The following is a 15,566-nucleotide window of genomic DNA, read 5'->3' on the forward strand; positions in this document are numbered from 1 at the left end:
AAGGAATTACGCAACAAAGCCTGTTAGATACCCTAGAGCAAGGAAAAATTCGCTTCTGTACCACTCAGGTGACGGATATGAGCCGTGTATTTAAATATCGCGAAAAGTTTAATGCTGATATTAGCGATTGGGATACATCGAATGTGAAGGATATGGATCTCATGTTTTTTGGGGCATCTACGTTCAATCAAAATATCGGCTACTGGGATACGTCCAAGGTATGGAATATGCAGGGCATGTTCCGGAGTGCAAAAGCTTTTAACCAAGATATCGGTTATTGGGATACGTCTAATGTGTCACTTATGCTCGAAATGTTTATGGGGGCTTCTACGTTCAATCAAAATATCGGCTACTGGGATACGTCCAAGGTAAGTAATATGAAATCTATGTTTTGGGAAGCCAGTGCCTTTAACCAAAATATCGGTTATTGGGCTACATCGAATGTGACGAATATGCAAAACATGTTTAACTCGACTATAGCCTTTAATCAAAATATTGGCCGTTGGGATACATCGAATGTTGTGGATATGAGCTACATGTTTGGTTATACGAAGGCCTTTAACCAAGATATAGGAAATTGGGATACATCTAATGTTAAGGATATGAGCTGGATGTTTTCTTATACGGAGGTATTTAACAAAGATATAGGTGTTTGGGATACATCGAACGTGCTGAATATGGATCGCATGTTTGCTGAGGCTAAGGTATTTAACCAAGACTTATCTAACTGGAACGTGAGCAAGGTAACGAAGCATACTGACTTTGCGAGAGACAGTGCTTTGACTGAAGATCACCTGCCGTATTTTGTAGACTGATTCTCTCATCGTTTTAACTAAACAAAAAAGCCAGTGTTGATTGATTTAACGCTGGTTTTTTTGTTTAGAAGTGATGCTGGCGAGAGAATACCGGTTAGTTCAACCCAGGGCGCATAAAGTCGAATAAAAATGGCGCCAGGTTATGGCTAGCAAGAATTGTCATGCTTTAAGCTACCTCTCCAAGCGATTAAGTCATACCTTACTTACGGATACTTGTGACTATTTCTATAAATGTATCTTTTTAATTGTTGTTTAATAGCAATAGTGAATTGATTTGAGTGCTATATATCAACACTTATGGTTTTCATAACATACATCTGTTGCAGCGGGGAACGTTGCAAATCTCAGAAATCTATGGAGTAAGATATGAAAACTACTAAATTAATCCCCCTTTCGTTAGTTGCGAGTGCCGTTTTAGTAACAACATCTGTTGCTGCGGAAACCTTCTTAGGTGCTGACTATCACGATGGCAAAAATAAAGTCGCTTTTCTTAGTGAAAATGTTCGTATTGCTGGCAATGTGTTCTTGCCACCCAATTATGACGAGAACAAAAACTATCCAGCGCTAGTAGTGATTACGCCGGCTAGTGGGGTTAAAGAGCAAACCGCAGGTATTTACGCCGAGAAAATGGCCAAAAAAGGCTATATTACCCTAGCTTTTGACCACCGTACTTACGGTGAAAGCGGTGGTTATCCTCGCGGTATGGAAAATGCGCCCATGAAGGTTGAAGATATTAAGAATGCCATTACATTCTTGAGTCATTTTCCAGGCGTTGACCCTCAGCGCATCGGTGAGTTAGGCATTTGCTCTGGTGCTGGATACAGCTTACAAGTTGCAATGCAGGATACCCGTTTAGACTCTGTTGCGACAGTGAGTGGTTTTGTTGACTTTACTGACTATGGTATGGGTGGTGCAACTCAGTATATGGACCAACTTATGGGCGATCCGGTTGAGCAATATCGTCAGCAGATCCAAATGGCGAGCGAGGCACGTCAAAAGTATTACGAAACAGGTGAGGTCGTGCTTGTTGATGGCATTCCATCAGCAGAAAAAGCCAAATCAATGAATGAGTTTTGGGTTCGCGCTGCTGATTACTATCGTAACCCTGAGCGTGGTGGCGGTGCCGAGAACTATTCGCCAATGCGCGCTGCTATGTCTCTAGATACACGCTACGCTTATAATCCATCAGAAAACATGGCGTTACTTGGCGACACTCCTTTCTTGGCTGTCGTTGGGACTGAAGCGCTATCGGCGTATTTTAGCGAAGTGGCGGTAAAACGTGGTAAAGATGCTGGTATTGACGCTGAGTTGTTTGAGATTAAAGGGGCGCAACACTTCGACCTCTACGATCAAAACAAGTATGTTGATCAAGCCGTCACTAAACTTGATAAGTTCTTCTCAACAACGTTGTTATAGCTTTTGGGGAGGGGTGGATAAGCACTGAGTCGTGTCAAACGTACTTCGCTCATCTGTGTGCAATAGCAAGAAAGCAACGTCTTTGGTAAAGAATAAGTTTTTGCCTGAATACTAAATAAACTAAGAGCCGCAGTTTGCGGCTCTTTTTTATTCGAAAGTGAGTTTCGTTAAAAGCTCAACGGAGCGTTATTGTGCCAGGTCTGCAACGAATGTTTGTTGGTTTCTTAAGCTACTTTGCAACTCCCCTTTGATCCACTGATTAAACAAACTAAAGTCAGAATGTAGCGGCCAGAAAAGGGAGGCAATGACTCTTTTGCCAAAAAAATCGGGGTGGTCGTTAATCAGCTTTAGCTTATTTTCTTTTATGTTCCCCTCTATAAGAAACTCCGGCAAAAATGCGATGCCTTTTTGGGCTTTACATAGGTCTAGGATGGTCCCTAAATCATCAAGCCTCCACAAATTATAGGCGGCGATGTTTGATAAATTGAGTAACTCCTCGCACCCATCCATTAAAAGAACGCGTTGTGATGGACTACCACCAATGTGCGTTAAGTCTTCGTGAGCTACCCACCAACAATTGACGTGAAACAATTCATCAATGTTAAAGTCGTTTCCCGTTTTGTGGTACGGGTTTCCTAAGGCAAGATCTATTTTTCCTTCGTTAATGTAATTTCCTAATACAAAACTTGGTTTAGTGACAACCAGCAGATCCACATTAGGAAATGCTTCTGAGAAATCCAACAGTGTTTTTTTTACTTCCTGATTGAATACCAATGGATCTATTCCAACGCGGTAAACAATTTGTTCCGAGATATTCATTTGTTGAGCTGTTGTCATCAATTCGCGGTACTTTGAAACAACAGGGGCTGATAAATGAAATAAACGTTTCCCTTTTTCATTCAACCAGACTTTAGAATACTGCCTATTAAATAAATTGAAGCCTAAGTCTGATTCAAGATTTTGAACAGCAGTACTAACGGTAGATTGGGATTTACCAAGCTTACGAGCAGCAGAACTAAATGAACCCTCTTCAACTACAGCTACAAACGAAACAATATTTTCGAAATGCAGTTTCATGATTCGACCAACCTTTTAAAAGCAAGCAAATTTTAGTTTTTTGAATTGTAATTTGTATATTTGCAACACAATAGCGTGATGATGCTCGTATTTCAACACGTTTTATAAAGCATAGTTATTTAAGAGTGCAGCTTTCATTCTTGCCATATTACTATCTTGCATAAGGATTCATTACAAAAATCTATCATTTTGATAGAATCAATTATCATGTAGATAGTTTATTACTCTATAAATGATCTACCTCTCATCATTTGCATTGTTTTAATTTAAGTGATTTTTGTTATTCTTCTCAGCTTTACTAAGGTAACTATTTGTAAAATATGGTTTTGTGTGTTTTTTGTTCGGCTTCCTTTGCTTTTTGTTTGGTTGTTTTTTCGATTGCCTATCGATTTTATCAATAAGGGCTATTTTCTGTTGAATGGAAGTATTAATTAATATGGGGCTGCATTTGTAAATTCACTTCATAGGAACAAAACATGATTACTAAATTGTACGTGAAAACAGGCCTGTTTTTGTCGCAATTCAAAAACGATGAGCGTGGTGTAACGGCGATTGAATATGGTCTAATTGGTGTTGCAATGGCAGTGCTAGTTAGCGTAGCGGTAGGTGATAACGGCTTCATTAAGGAGCTGGGTAATGCGTTTGATACGATTGCTGATACGATCAAAACTGCTGGTACTAAACCAACGCCATAATTTAACATATTACCCTTTGGTTTTATGTAGATAATATCGATAGATATTTATGCCAGACCTATGGTTTTCATTGGTCTGGCATCGTTAATTCAGATTATCTAATAAATGTTTTTTGAAAATAAACCAGAAAAGTTAACCTGAGAGTCTTATTTTTGAGTCATGAATGGTATTTGTTAGTATTGGCAATTGCGTGTGTTTATGTTTCATTTTTCGATTTTATTTGTCGAAAAATACATAATTACACCTTGCTCATACTCCTCTTGTTGCAAAGTTTTTTTTCACCGTTAGATATTCAAATAACAACCTTTTTGTTGGTGTTAGGGGTAGGGTTAATACTTTACGCTCTGATTTCGATTGGAGCTGGTGATATTAAGTATGCCGCTGTCTTATCTCTTTCAATCCCTTTACATGATTTGCCGTGGGCCTATATTTTGACGGCTTTTGCTGGTGGTTTTTTAGCTGTTATTTATTTGATAGGTCAAAAGCTAATAAGCAACACGTCGAATAATAAAGAGGGAATCCCATATGGAATAGCAATTAGCGTTGGATTTTACTTAGTAATTTTAACTCAAAATACGCCACATATATAAACCTCCAAAAATAGGCACGTTATGAGATCTCGACTGGTATTACTTGTTGCTATTGTTGCTTTGATAGTTGGCGCGCTAGGCGTTGTCGATTTGTTCAAAAGCGAACCTCAGTCAGCAACTACCGCTGAATTGGCAGATAACAAAGAAGAAGAGCATGTTGCTGTCTGGACGACCACAGAAGCGTATGAAAAAGGGCATGCGATCAGTGCTCAAGGCGTCATAAAACGACAGCTCCCACTTAGCGAAGCATTGACGCTTGGTGTGAGAGAAGACGCTGAAATCAGTTTTTCCCCTTCCGTTTTATTGAATCGAGATTTGAATCCTGGCGAAGTTGTGTTGCCAGAATACCAAGTCGCGTCTGGTCAGCCTGGGTATATCGATCTTCTCGTCACGGAGGGAATGACGTTGTATCCACTCGAAGTGAGCAACAAGAATCTAATCAATGATTATATCCGACCAGGTTCATACATTGATGTCCTTACGGTGAGCTCTCCAAATGATAACTTAGCGGGAAATATTGATAAGCCAAAGCGCTTCAGAGGCGTGAAAGCATCAATGTTCCTCAAGCATATTAAAGTGCTCAACATCGGTGATGGAGAAGGGGAAAACAGTTCTGTTACTGCACGAGCCCCGAGTAAAGAAGACGGTTTAACGACTGTTGTCATTGAAGTTAGACCTGATGACCTAGCTAAACTTGCGTTAGCCCAAAGAACTATGCACATCGAAATATACCGAAGCCAAACCTACAAGCAGCCTGAGTACGCAGAAGTGCGCAATATTATTGATAATTACACTGGTATTGACGAGTTGCGCGGTAACGTCAACAACCCAAGAGAGGCTCTGTAATGACAATACAACCTCAAATGAAGCAATCAGTTTACCGTTCTATCGTGCTCTTTTTTATGGGCTTGCTGTGCGTAACAAATGTTTATGCGGCGAATCGCTCCATTACGCTCAATGATGGACAACATATTCAGCTTAAGACACCAATTGGAAAGGTCTTCATCAGTAATCCTGATATTGCGGATTATAAAATCATCAATGACAACACATTGGTGGTATTCGCTAATGGAATAGGGCAGTCACGATTGATTGTGTACGGGATTGATGATGATGTGCTGCTCTCTGATCGCATTATTGTTGATTTGGACTTAAGCGAAGTCAGACGCCAGCTTAAATTCCATTTTCCAGATGCTAAGGTCAAGGTTCAGTCTGTTGGTGAGCAAGTTGCCGTCAGTGGTGTTGTTGATTCCGAAGCAACGCGTGATGACATCTATCGATTGGTTGCAACACTACTTGGCCGAGAAAAGACAGAGCGATGGGACAAAGCCGAGAAGTTGGAGTTCAGCTCTGAAAGTGCCGACTATGAAGAGCCGGAGGGGATGGTTTTCGCGCGAAATATGACATGGGAAGGGATCGTCGAACGCATTGAAGTCGCGACGACTCAACAAGTGAACGTCAAAATTTCCGTTGCTCAAGTCACCGAATCATTTGGAAAAACAGTAGGCGTTGACTGGAGCTCTGTGGGTTCTAGTGTCGGTGAGTTTGTTTTTGATCAGTTTGACGCCGCAAATTTAAGCACGTTGATTACAGCATTAGGTAATGACCAAATTGCTGAAGTTTTAGCTGAACCTAATTTAACCGTACTCTCCGGCGAATCGGCAAGTTTCCTCGTTGGTGGAGAGGTGCCGGTCATCGTATCGACGGACAGCAATGTCAACATCACTTTTAAAGAGTTCGGCATTAAGTTGGACCTTACCGCGAAGGTACTTAGCCAAGATAAGATCCGAATGCAATTAGCCCCAGAAGTCAGTGAAGTAGAAAGCTATGTAGAGGCGGCTGGTATAAAAGTGCCACAGCTGGCTTCGCGTCGAGCGTTAACGACGGTCGAGTTAGCAGACGGAGATAGCTTCATTCTAGGTGGACTAATGAGCAGCACTGATTTAGAAAAAATGCAGAAGATTCCTTTTGTCGGCGATATCCCTGTACTTGGCGCGGCATTCCGTAAGGCAACGACAGACAGAAAACGCACTGAGTTGATCATCGTGGCGACGGTAAATCTGGTTGAACCAATGAAACCAAAAGACATTCAACTCCCATATATCAAAAAAACATCAACATTGGCGCGTTGGTTGAATATTGATTCCGAGGGTAATTCCCCAGTGACATCGGATGCAACGATTCGCTTACTGTCTGAAGGAGGTTTCATTCAATGAAGAAACTCGTACTCATTACTTTATTGACTTCATCCCTCTTTGGTTGCGCTTCAGAGCGTTATTTTGGTGGTAACGGTGCTGAAGCTTTGGTGTACAAAGAACACCACAATTTCGAATTTGCGATCAAAAAACAAGCGGAAACCACCAAGCAGATTAAGCAACTGATTCACGATATTGAGTCGATGGATAAAGAGGCGACTTACGTGGTGGATTACAGATCAACGCGTAGCAAGACGATGTTAGAGCAGATATTTAGCCAATATCCGTCACACATTGTCGCGCCGCAAAGAGTGACGTTCCGCAATGCACCTCATTTACCGAATGATCTCAGCATTCAAGTAACGTTAACGCGCATGAAGACTCAGCAATGTGCGCCTGCACAAATTCACGTCCAACTAGGTCAACCTGACTGCTTTGTAGAGTCGATGCGTCTAAAACAAGTGTCCTACAAGTCTAGATTGGTGGGAGAATAACATGTTTGATCTGACCAAAGCCTTAAGCACCAAGGCTAAGCCTACTCAGTCCACCGCGACTGGCGTTGCTGGTTGTACTTTGTTTTATCAATCACAAGAGTGTTTGAACCTAGTTCAGGAAGTGTTTCGATTTGAAGGTTGGAATGACCCTGAATGTGTCAAAGCCAATGCTGGATTAACTAAGTTAACGGAACAGCAGAGTAGTCACATTGTTATCCTTGAGCTTAATGAATCCAATAACGTTGTTGAAGACGCCAAATCTTTTGCCAGCAAATTGCCTACGCATAAAGGCGTGGTCGTAATTGGCAAAGAGGATGCTATTTCGACGCTGCGTTCGCTGAAAGATATGGGCTTCTATTATGTTTTTTGGCCAGTGAACAAACAGGAATTTGCTGACTTCTTAAATCATGTTAGCAAGAACCTAAAGACGTTTTCGGGTGTCAGCCAAAAACGCAAAGCAAAACGTGTTGCAGTTGTGGGAGCAAAAGGTGGTGTTGGTGCCTCATTTATCACAACAGAGTTGAGTTCACTACTGTCTACTCAGGGCACGGATACCATCCTTGTTGATCACCAATACACTGATACCAATATTGATGTCTTATTGGGCTTAAAAGACTTTAAACCCCGCGGTATCGATGAGTTTACCGCGCCATTGCATGAAATGGATGAAGAAGGTGCATTGAGCTATCTGTTTAATGCACGAAAAAACCTACGTTTGTTAGCGATTGATGGGGATATGAGTCAGACCGATATCCTTAACTATAACCAAACGCTTTGTGACCTTTTGGCAAGAAATACCAATTTCATTATCGAAGATTTCTCTGGTGGCGTGGATTTCAAAGTTGAACCTCAACTCTTGGTAGAAAACTTCGACGTGGTTGTTTTGGTATTAGACGCATCGGTGTCTTCGGTAAGAAGCGCAAAGCGGTTATTTGAAAAAATGTCGAATTTGCAGCTCACACTCGCATCTCGCACTCGTGTTATTACGGTCGTGAACTACCATCGACCAGAAAATGCTTATGTATTGCAGAAGCCTGACTTAACTAAATACTTAGGAGCGGATGTTGACCTAGAAGTGGCTTACTGCAAATCGCTTTCACACATCATCATTGATGGTAAGCGAGGCCATAAACATGATCGCCACGTCAGTCGCTCTATGGAGTTACTGGTGAAGCTGATCAATGGCCAACCTGTTGATCAAAAAGGCATGGGATCGTGGTTAAAGAAGGTGCGTGCTAAATGAGTTCTAACAAAGACTTATATCTCGCTTTTCGTGGCCAAATATTTGAAGCGTTAGATGCTGAAGCGGTTCAGAAAATGAGCCGTCGAGATCTTGAGGCCCAGATACAAGCTGCGGTAGACCTTCTTGCGAACAGCTACCAACGACCGATCACTTCCATGATGAAGTCTGGGTTGGTGAAAAGCTTAATTGATGAGCTTTTTGGCTTAGGGCCTTTGCAACCTTTGGTCGAAGACCAGTCTATCTCCGATATTATGGTGAATGGACCAAACCATATTTTCTTTGAGCGACACGGGAAAGTTCAAAAGTCAGAAGTCACATTTGTAAATGAAGAACAACTCCTAGCCATTGCGAAGCGTATTGCTTCACGTGTTGGTCGCCGTGTTGATGAGCTGTCTCCAACGGTTGATGCCCGACTCGATGACGGTAGCCGTGTCAACATTGTTATCCCACCTATTGCGTTAGATGGGACGTCAATCTCGATACGTAAATTCAGGGAGCAGAACATTGGTTTCGAAGACTTGATTGGCTTTGGAACCATGTCACCAGATATGGCAAGAGTGCTCATGATTGCGTCTCGCTGTCGAATGAATGTGCTAATTTCAGGTGGTACAGGCTCAGGCAAGACCACGCTGCTCAATGCATTGTCTCAATACATTGCAGAAGATGAACGCATCGTCACGATTGAAGACGCTGCGGAACTACGTTTGCAACAACCGAACTTGGTCCGATTAGAAACTCGAACGTCCAGCGTGGAACAAACCGGTGCGGTAACGCAACGAGATTTGGTGATCAACGCACTTCGTATGCGCCCAGACCGAATCATATTGGGTGAGTGTCGTGGGTCTGAAGCCTTTGAAATGTTGCAAGCAATGAATACTGGCCATGATGGTTCGATGTCTACGTTGCACGCTAACACTCCGAGAGATGCGATTGCTCGTGTTGAATCCATGGTGATGATGGCGAATTTGAACCAACCTCTTGACGCGATTCGAAGAACAATCGTCAGTGCCGTTCAAATGGTCGTTCAAGTTAATAGGTTACGTGATGGCTCCCGTAAAATTACCAGTATCTCTGAAATTGTTGGCCTAGAAGGCGATAGCGTTGTGATGGAAGAGATCTATCGTTTCCGTTACGACGATGCGCATTTCGGGGAAACGGTGAAAGGCGACTTTGTGACCAGTGGCATCATGCAACGATCTGAGCTTGTGAAAAAATCCCAATTCTTCGGCTTATATGACGAGCTGATGGCTGCATTTAAGGGGATATAGCATGCTCTGGATCTCGCTCATCCTCTTTGCGGTTGTACTGCTTTTGATCAGGGATTCGAAGGTCAAGAAGGTTAACCAGTTTTTCAATATTGAAGAAGCTGAAGCGGAAAACTTCAATGCTATCAACGTTAAATCATTGGTACGAAAGCAAAGCTGGCAAAAGTTCAAAGAGTCCATTTCACCAACATTAACTGTATTGGGGCCGAGATCTTCTCTGTACATAGCGCTGTATATCACGGGCAGTCTGATTGCATCTTGGTACGTCGTCGTTAAGTTATTGTTGATGACGAATACAGTGTTGATTCTCGGTTTATCTTTGTTGCTTACCATTTTTGGTTATCGCTACCTGGTCACAAGAAGACGTCGAGATTTTGAAAACACATTCCCGGATGCGCTGAATATTCTGATGAGCGCGGTAACGGCTGGCGACAGTCTAATGCAAGCCATTAGTTACGTCGGCGAGGTTATGGACAACTCAATTGGTCGTGAATTCAAGTTAATGGGTGACCGGTTGAAGTTAGGTGAATCTCCTGAAGTGGTACTTCAACGCTCTTGCAAGAACTACCCGTATCCGGAGTTTCTCTTCTTTACCGTAACGCTTAGAGCAAACATTGCGCGTGGTGGTCAGCTTAAAGGGGTGTTAGCAAGACTTATTCGAGTCTTAGTGGATGCTAGGACGTTAGAGAAAAAGAAAATGGCGATGACCTCTGAAGCGAGGATTTCGGCCAAGATTGTGGCAGCAATCCCTCTGATTTTTATGGTTATTCTTAACTATGTAAACCCTGGCAATGTGGATTATGTCCTGTATGACCCTTCTGGCCGAATCGTGCTCTTTTATGTACTTGGCAGTGAGTTGTTCGGGTTATTCATTGTTTGGCTGTTAGTCAAAGGAGTGCGCGCATGATGTTATTGGTTTCTCTTGTTGTGCTGTTTGTTTCGTTACTCTTTTTAATCGTTGATTCACTACGTACTGAGCAGCGACGCAAGAAAGTGGCATTTTACATCGGGGGAGATGCAGTGCGTGCCCCCTCTCGCGTTAACCGTTTTTTTGTCCGTTTCGGTAAAGAGTATCGACACGAATTAGAACAAAAAATGATTGAAGCTGGGTATTACAACACAGAGTGGGCCAAGTTCTATTTTCCGGCCAAGTTGTTGGTACTTGCTTTGGTTGCTGGTGGGGTTTTACTGTCGGATATGACAACGACCAGTCAGCTTATTGTGGTCATTTTTGCTCTTATTGGCGTGATAGTTGTACCTGATACCTTGCTGCAGCTTCGACGTAAAGTTTTGATTAGTAAGACGTCATCTCAGTTACCGTATTTATTAGACATGATGTCGGTGTGTGTTCAAACCGGTATGACCATAGAAGCGGCTTTGGTGTACTTAGGGAAGGAGTTGGCAGAGTTTGATTCAGACCTTTGCTATCAAATTAAACGCACTTCCGATTCAGCCAAAATACACGGTGTAGAAAAGGCGCTTAATGATCTCAGTGACCGGATACCAACACCAGCAGTTCGAAGCTTTGTCCTGACTATTATTCAAAATTTGCAATACGGAACCTCCGTCGCTCAAGTATTAAGTGATCTCGCAGAGGACATGCGAAAAGTTCAAATTCTTACGGTCGAGGAAAAGGTTGGCAAACTCTCGGCGAAGATGAGTGTGCCTTTGATCTTATTCATTATGTTTCCGATCGTCATTCTGATACTCGCTCCGAGTGTCATGCAAATGTCGATCAATATTGGGGGTAACTAATGGTTGCAAAACGTATTTCTGTCGTTTTGTTCGCGTTAAGCGTATTAGCAGGCTGTCAATCGACACCTTCACAGCAGAGCCAGCAACTAGATGATGTCACTAGCATGGAAAAAGTGAAGAATTACGACGGCTTAATCACGCATTATAAATCCAAGCTGGAGCAAGGTTCGCAAGATCCTGCGGTAAAAGAAAACCTCGCGTGGGCTTACTTCCATAAAGGGGATCTTGAATCAGCTAACTTCTACGTTCAACACCTCAGAAAAGAGGGTATTGAGAATCCTAGTCTGTATCAACTAGAAGGGCAGGTGTTTGATGCAAAAAACGACACTGAAAATGCCATTGCCGCTTATCTATCTTCAGTCAGTGCTGGTAATCAGGCAGGACAAATTCATGTCTTGCTCGGCGTATCCTACACCAAAGCGGGTAAGTATGAAGATGCTTATCAAGAGCTGAATAACGCCCGCTTACGTGGATACGACGATGTCGTGATCAAGAACAATATTGCGATGATACATATGGTAAACGGTGAGTACCATCAGGCAATTGAGACGCTCACTCCCGTGTTAAAAGACAATCCAGCAAATAAAGTGGTCAAAGCGAACCTTGCTATTGCACTTATGAAAGCACAACAAATGGACGCAGCGAAGAAATTGCTTAAAGGTGATTTTTCAGCTCAAGAGATCCACAGTATCGCGACTGAATTGACTCAGACTAGGAGTTAGTGATGAGAAGTCTTTGCAAGCAGAAGGGGGTGACGGCGATAGAGTTTGCTTTGGGTGCGCTCGTTTTGTTCTTTGCCACTTTTGCTATTTTCGAGTCCAGCTATCAAATCTACGTCGTGAATATGACGGAGTACTCTCTCAGAGAAACCATCAGAAACACAAAGATCTATGAGGGAAAAGGCATTAATCAACAGTATGAAGATAAGTTTCGAACGTTGATAGAAGCCGATAATAACCTGTGGCATTTCTTAATTGATAGTGCCCGATTCTCTATTCAAGGTCGGTACTACAAAACCTATGACGATTTTATTGCCAATAGAGGGCATTCTGATCAAGGTCTGAACTTCAATTATGACCTAGCCGAAATCACGGTTACGTATCACTACTCTCCAATGATAAAACTAACTGGTGCTGCTGATAAAGACATTGCTCGAACCATGGTTTTGAACTTAGAGCATGAAGGGTGGAAAGATGACACTCCGTAACCGATTTTTACCTTCTACCAAGCACCAAAAAGGCGCATTTACTATTGAGCTTGTGTTTGTTCTTGTCGCATTGTGGGGTGTTTACCTTTTTGCGGCGGATCTCAGTTATCAGCTACTTGTGCGCGCAAAGCTCGATCGTTCCAGCTTTGCCTTGGTCAATGTGATCAAAGAACGTACTCGTTACTTTGATGCTGATGTGTTGGCAGGGAAAAACTTATCCGTCACCAATACAGATTTAGAAGACCTGACTCAAGTGGCGAGCCGGATGTTAGATACAACGCCAGATAATGTGGCGATTAAAGTCGAGTCGTTGACGAATAAGGCGAATGTGGCTGCTTTTACCAGTAGCAAATTCAATAAATTAGGTTGCGAAACGGACTCAATTCTTGCTCATGCAGATTTGGCTCCGGTTGAAAAAGGCATCGTATACCCACTGTATCGAGTCAGTGTATGCGAAGAGCAAAGCTCTTGGTTCAAACCTTTTTTCAATGGCGGCACCGGGACAACGGTCAAGATTGGCTCTTCTTCAATCATGCCAGGGAGATAATGAAATGAAAATGCAGCGATACCAGCATCAAAGTCTCCAACAACAAAAAGGCGTCGCCGCGATATGGATGGGTTTATTGCTTGTTCCTATCATGGGGTTCACTTTTTGGGCTGTTGAGGGAACACGTTATGTTCAAGAGTCCAGCCGATTAAGAGACTCAGCAGAGGCTGCTGCGATGGCGGTGACCATTGAAGACCAGCCCGATGCAGCTCGTGAACTGGCAACGAAATATGTCGAAAACTATGTGCGAGATATTAAATCTGCCAGCCTTTCTGCCCAGCGATTTCATCAGGCGGAAGATGAAGGGGCAGGGGTGCTTGAATACATTCAATATACGGTGAACGCAAGGACGACACACGACTCATGGTTTGCGAGTAGTTTTGTTCCTTCTTTTAATGAGCAACAGGATTTAGCGGGCCGTTCGTTAGCCAGAAAATACCCCGTTTACCTTGGAGATAACAACATCGATATTGTCTTCGTATCTGATTTTTCAGGCTCGATGGACGAAAGGTGGGGATCAAGTCGACATAAAAAAATTGATGATTTGAAAACCGCAATCGATCAAATATCAAACAAGATTCTTTGTACATCTACTCGTAAAGAGTATGTCGATGGGGAGTGGAAAGATGTTTGTGACGAGCCGGGAGAAGATACAACCGGAGACAAGCTGCTTAATCGAGTAGGTTTTGTTCCATTTAACGTTCGAACCAGAGAAATTGTCGGGGGCAATCAAGCTCGGGCGACTAGCCAATTAAGTTACAGAGATGGTTATAACGCTTATCTATCGCCGTATACCTATAACGATGTTAATTGGGATTATTGGCGTACGTATTCGCAAAGTCAGGTACTCAACTGTGCGAGCAGGCAATCAAGATGTTCAAACCCCAAATCGGATAATCAAAAGTATGCGAAGCGTATTCGTGATGTCATCAATTTGGACCGTTATGCCGTTGCGGATGTTTACAACTATGTGGATTTTCCGGCGTCAGTTTCAACCATGTTTACTGATAAATCGGGATTAAAGCCCAATTTCTATAGTGTGAGTGGAACACGTCTATTTAACGCACATGGTTCCTCCAATTCATCGCAGTTTTACAACATTCGATTATCGAACAAGCTTTCCGATTTGAACGCAATTAAGTCGATGTGGGCAGATGGCGGTACTGCTGCGTTTCAAGGCATATTAAGAGGATCTCAGGTTCTTCATGATGGAGACCCAAACAGTACAGATGAAGAAGAGCAGCAAGCGTACAACAAGAAAATCAAGATGCTGCTGATTTTGAGTGATGGGCAGGAAAGTCCTAACAACGGCATTCTGAAAGGGCTAGTAGACAACGGTATGTGCGACAAAGCCAGAGCAGAGATTCCGGGCTTATACATCGGTGTTATTGGTATCGATTTTCGTGCTTCTCAACAAAGTGGTTTTCAAGACTGTGTTGTCAATCCAAGTGAAGACATCATCGATGTATCTGACTTAGATGAATTGATTGAAAAGATAGAAGAACTCATCCGCAAAGGCTCAAAAACAAGCGGAATAACTAAGTTGTACTAGAGGAAAATATGAAAAAGTTAGTGATTGGCGCAATCGCGTTATCAATGATGCCGTTAAGCTTTGCAGTAAAGGCTGGAGAAGGGCTTAGTGTTTATTGCGACAATACCTTCAGCGAGTACCAACATAGTGTCACTGTGGATGATGTTATCGGAATTGGTCAACATCGACAGGGCTTTTTGCAGATAGAGCAGAAATCCGACAGTCACGAGCTAAAACAAGTGTTGGCGGGTAAATCAAAGTTGGGGTTGGAACAATCTAGATGTTCGACTTGGATTGGCAATCAAAACAACTATCTACAAGGCAAGGGCTTAGTTGCGCGTCTGCATTTTGGCTTTGACCAATCCAACTTAACTCCGATGGGCAGTAAGGCTCTGAATCAACTCGCAGGTTCGCTTAAAAATAGCGATAGTGCTATTGCGGTAGATGGTCACACCGACAGCAAGGGTTCTGAAGGCTACAACCAATCGTTGGGCTTGCAGCGTGCGTTGACAACGTCTAACGGTTTGATTGCGCAAGGCGTGGATAAAAGCCGTATCGTCGTTCGTTCATTTGGTGAAACTCAGCCGATTGCGTCGAATTCAACCGCTGAGGGACGATCACAAAACAGACGCTCAGAAATATGGGCTTCTAAGAATGATCAGGCAAAACCAGATCAAATAAAACCAGACGAAGTAAAGCCAACGGAATAGGTTTTAATCGCAGAGTGTTCACCTTG

General features: G+C 42.7%; 17 protein-coding genes. 16 read left to right on the top strand and 1 reads right to left on the bottom strand.

Annotation, left to right across the window (positions count from 1 at the left end; all coding sequences use genetic code 11):
* Both BCT11_RS23350 and BCT11_RS23355 read left to right on the top strand, forming a co-directional pair.
* A partial coding sequence (locus BCT11_RS23350; RefSeq protein WP_347231050.1) for a BspA family leucine-rich repeat surface protein occupies positions 1–815 on the top strand: 815 nt, incomplete at its 5' end.
* Positions 816–1,181: 366 nt separating this feature from the next.
* Complete coding sequence (locus BCT11_RS23355; protein WP_102389401.1) at positions 1,182–2,231, top strand: alpha/beta hydrolase; 1,050 nt, start codon at positions 1,182–1,184, stop codon at positions 2,229–2,231.
* A gap of 186 nt (positions 2,232–2,417) precedes the next feature.
* Here BCT11_RS23355 and BCT11_RS23360 read toward each other — a convergent pair whose 3' ends face one another.
* Positions 2,418–3,308: a LysR family transcriptional regulator gene (locus tag BCT11_RS23360; RefSeq protein WP_038868090.1), complete on the bottom strand. Its 891-nt coding sequence runs from the start codon at positions 3,306–3,308 to the stop codon at positions 2,418–2,420.
* A 476-nt stretch (positions 3,309–3,784) separates the two neighbouring features.
* Here BCT11_RS23360 and BCT11_RS23365 point away from each other — a divergent pair, with 476 nt between their 5' ends.
* The 14 genes from BCT11_RS23365 (at position 3,785) to BCT11_RS23430 (ending at position 15,540) form a co-directional block, all read left to right on the top strand.
* Positions 3,785–4,003, top strand: a complete 219-nt coding sequence (locus tag BCT11_RS23365; protein ID WP_038868088.1) for a Flp family type IVb pilin — start codon at positions 3,785–3,787, stop codon at positions 4,001–4,003.
* A gap of 152 nt (positions 4,004–4,155) precedes the next feature.
* Positions 4,156–4,593 (top strand): prepilin peptidase, encoded by a 438-nt coding sequence (locus BCT11_RS23370; RefSeq protein WP_102389402.1) that lies wholly within the window; start codon positions 4,156–4,158, stop codon positions 4,591–4,593.
* A gap of 21 nt (positions 4,594–4,614) precedes the next feature.
* Complete coding sequence (gene cpaB, locus BCT11_RS23375) at positions 4,615–5,439, top strand: Flp pilus assembly protein CpaB (RefSeq protein ID WP_038868087.1); 825 nt, start codon at positions 4,615–4,617, stop codon at positions 5,437–5,439.
* On the top strand, positions 5,439–6,809 hold the full coding sequence (locus BCT11_RS23380; protein WP_042600395.1) for a pilus assembly protein N-terminal domain-containing protein: 1,371 nt from the start codon (positions 5,439–5,441) through the stop codon (positions 6,807–6,809). Before cpaB ends, BCT11_RS23380 begins: the two co-directional genes overlap by 1 nt.
* Complete coding sequence (locus BCT11_RS23385) at positions 6,806–7,282, top strand: hypothetical protein (protein WP_039976756.1); 477 nt, start codon at positions 6,806–6,808, stop codon at positions 7,280–7,282. Before BCT11_RS23380 ends, BCT11_RS23385 begins: the two co-directional genes overlap by 4 nt.
* Before the next feature lies 1 nt (position 7,283).
* Positions 7,284–8,525 (top strand): P-loop NTPase, encoded by a 1,242-nt coding sequence (locus BCT11_RS23390; RefSeq protein ID WP_042605640.1) that lies wholly within the window; start codon positions 7,284–7,286, stop codon positions 8,523–8,525.
* Positions 8,522–9,793, top strand: coding sequence for a CpaF family protein (locus BCT11_RS23395; protein ID WP_038880823.1), 1,272 nt, complete (start codon positions 8,522–8,524; stop codon positions 9,791–9,793). The genes BCT11_RS23390 and BCT11_RS23395 overlap by 4 nt, the downstream gene beginning before the upstream one ends.
* 1 nt (position 9,794) lies before the next feature.
* Entirely contained in the window at positions 9,795–10,697 is a 903-nt protein-coding gene (locus BCT11_RS23400; protein ID WP_038880822.1) for a type II secretion system F family protein, read from the top strand.
* Positions 10,694–11,545 (top strand): type II secretion system F family protein, encoded by an 852-nt coding sequence (locus BCT11_RS23405; RefSeq protein ID WP_038880821.1) that lies wholly within the window; start codon positions 10,694–10,696, stop codon positions 11,543–11,545. Before BCT11_RS23400 ends, BCT11_RS23405 begins: the two co-directional genes overlap by 4 nt.
* Entirely contained in the window at positions 11,545–12,267 is a 723-nt protein-coding gene (locus BCT11_RS23410) for a tetratricopeptide repeat protein (RefSeq protein WP_102389403.1), read from the top strand. Before BCT11_RS23405 ends, BCT11_RS23410 begins: the two co-directional genes overlap by 1 nt.
* Before the next feature lie 2 nt (positions 12,268–12,269).
* Complete coding sequence (locus tag BCT11_RS23415) at positions 12,270–12,752, top strand: TadE family protein (protein WP_045423976.1); 483 nt, start codon at positions 12,270–12,272, stop codon at positions 12,750–12,752.
* Positions 12,739–13,299 carry a tight adherence pilus pseudopilin TadF gene (gene tadF / locus BCT11_RS23420; RefSeq protein WP_102389404.1) on the top strand — a complete coding sequence of 187 codons (561 nt, stop codon included), beginning with the start codon at positions 12,739–12,741 and terminating at the stop codon, positions 13,297–13,299. The genes BCT11_RS23415 and tadF overlap by 14 nt, the downstream gene beginning before the upstream one ends.
* A 4-nt stretch (positions 13,300–13,303) precedes the next feature.
* The gene (locus tag BCT11_RS23425; RefSeq protein WP_039976750.1) at positions 13,304–14,851 is read left to right on the top strand and encodes a TadE/TadG family type IV pilus assembly protein; all 1,548 of its coding nucleotides are present in this window, start codon (positions 13,304–13,306) and stop codon (positions 14,849–14,851) included.
* An 8-nt stretch (positions 14,852–14,859) separates the two neighbouring features.
* Positions 14,860–15,540, top strand: a complete 681-nt coding sequence (locus BCT11_RS23430; protein ID WP_102389405.1) for an OmpA family protein — start codon at positions 14,860–14,862, stop codon at positions 15,538–15,540.
* Positions 15,541–15,566: the final 26 nt, after the last annotated feature.

The sequence above is a fragment of the Vibrio sp. 10N.222.52.B12 genome, from assembly GCF_002875385.1.
In the GTDB taxonomy this organism is placed as follows: domain Bacteria; phylum Pseudomonadota; class Gammaproteobacteria; order Enterobacterales; family Vibrionaceae; genus Vibrio; species Vibrio jasicida.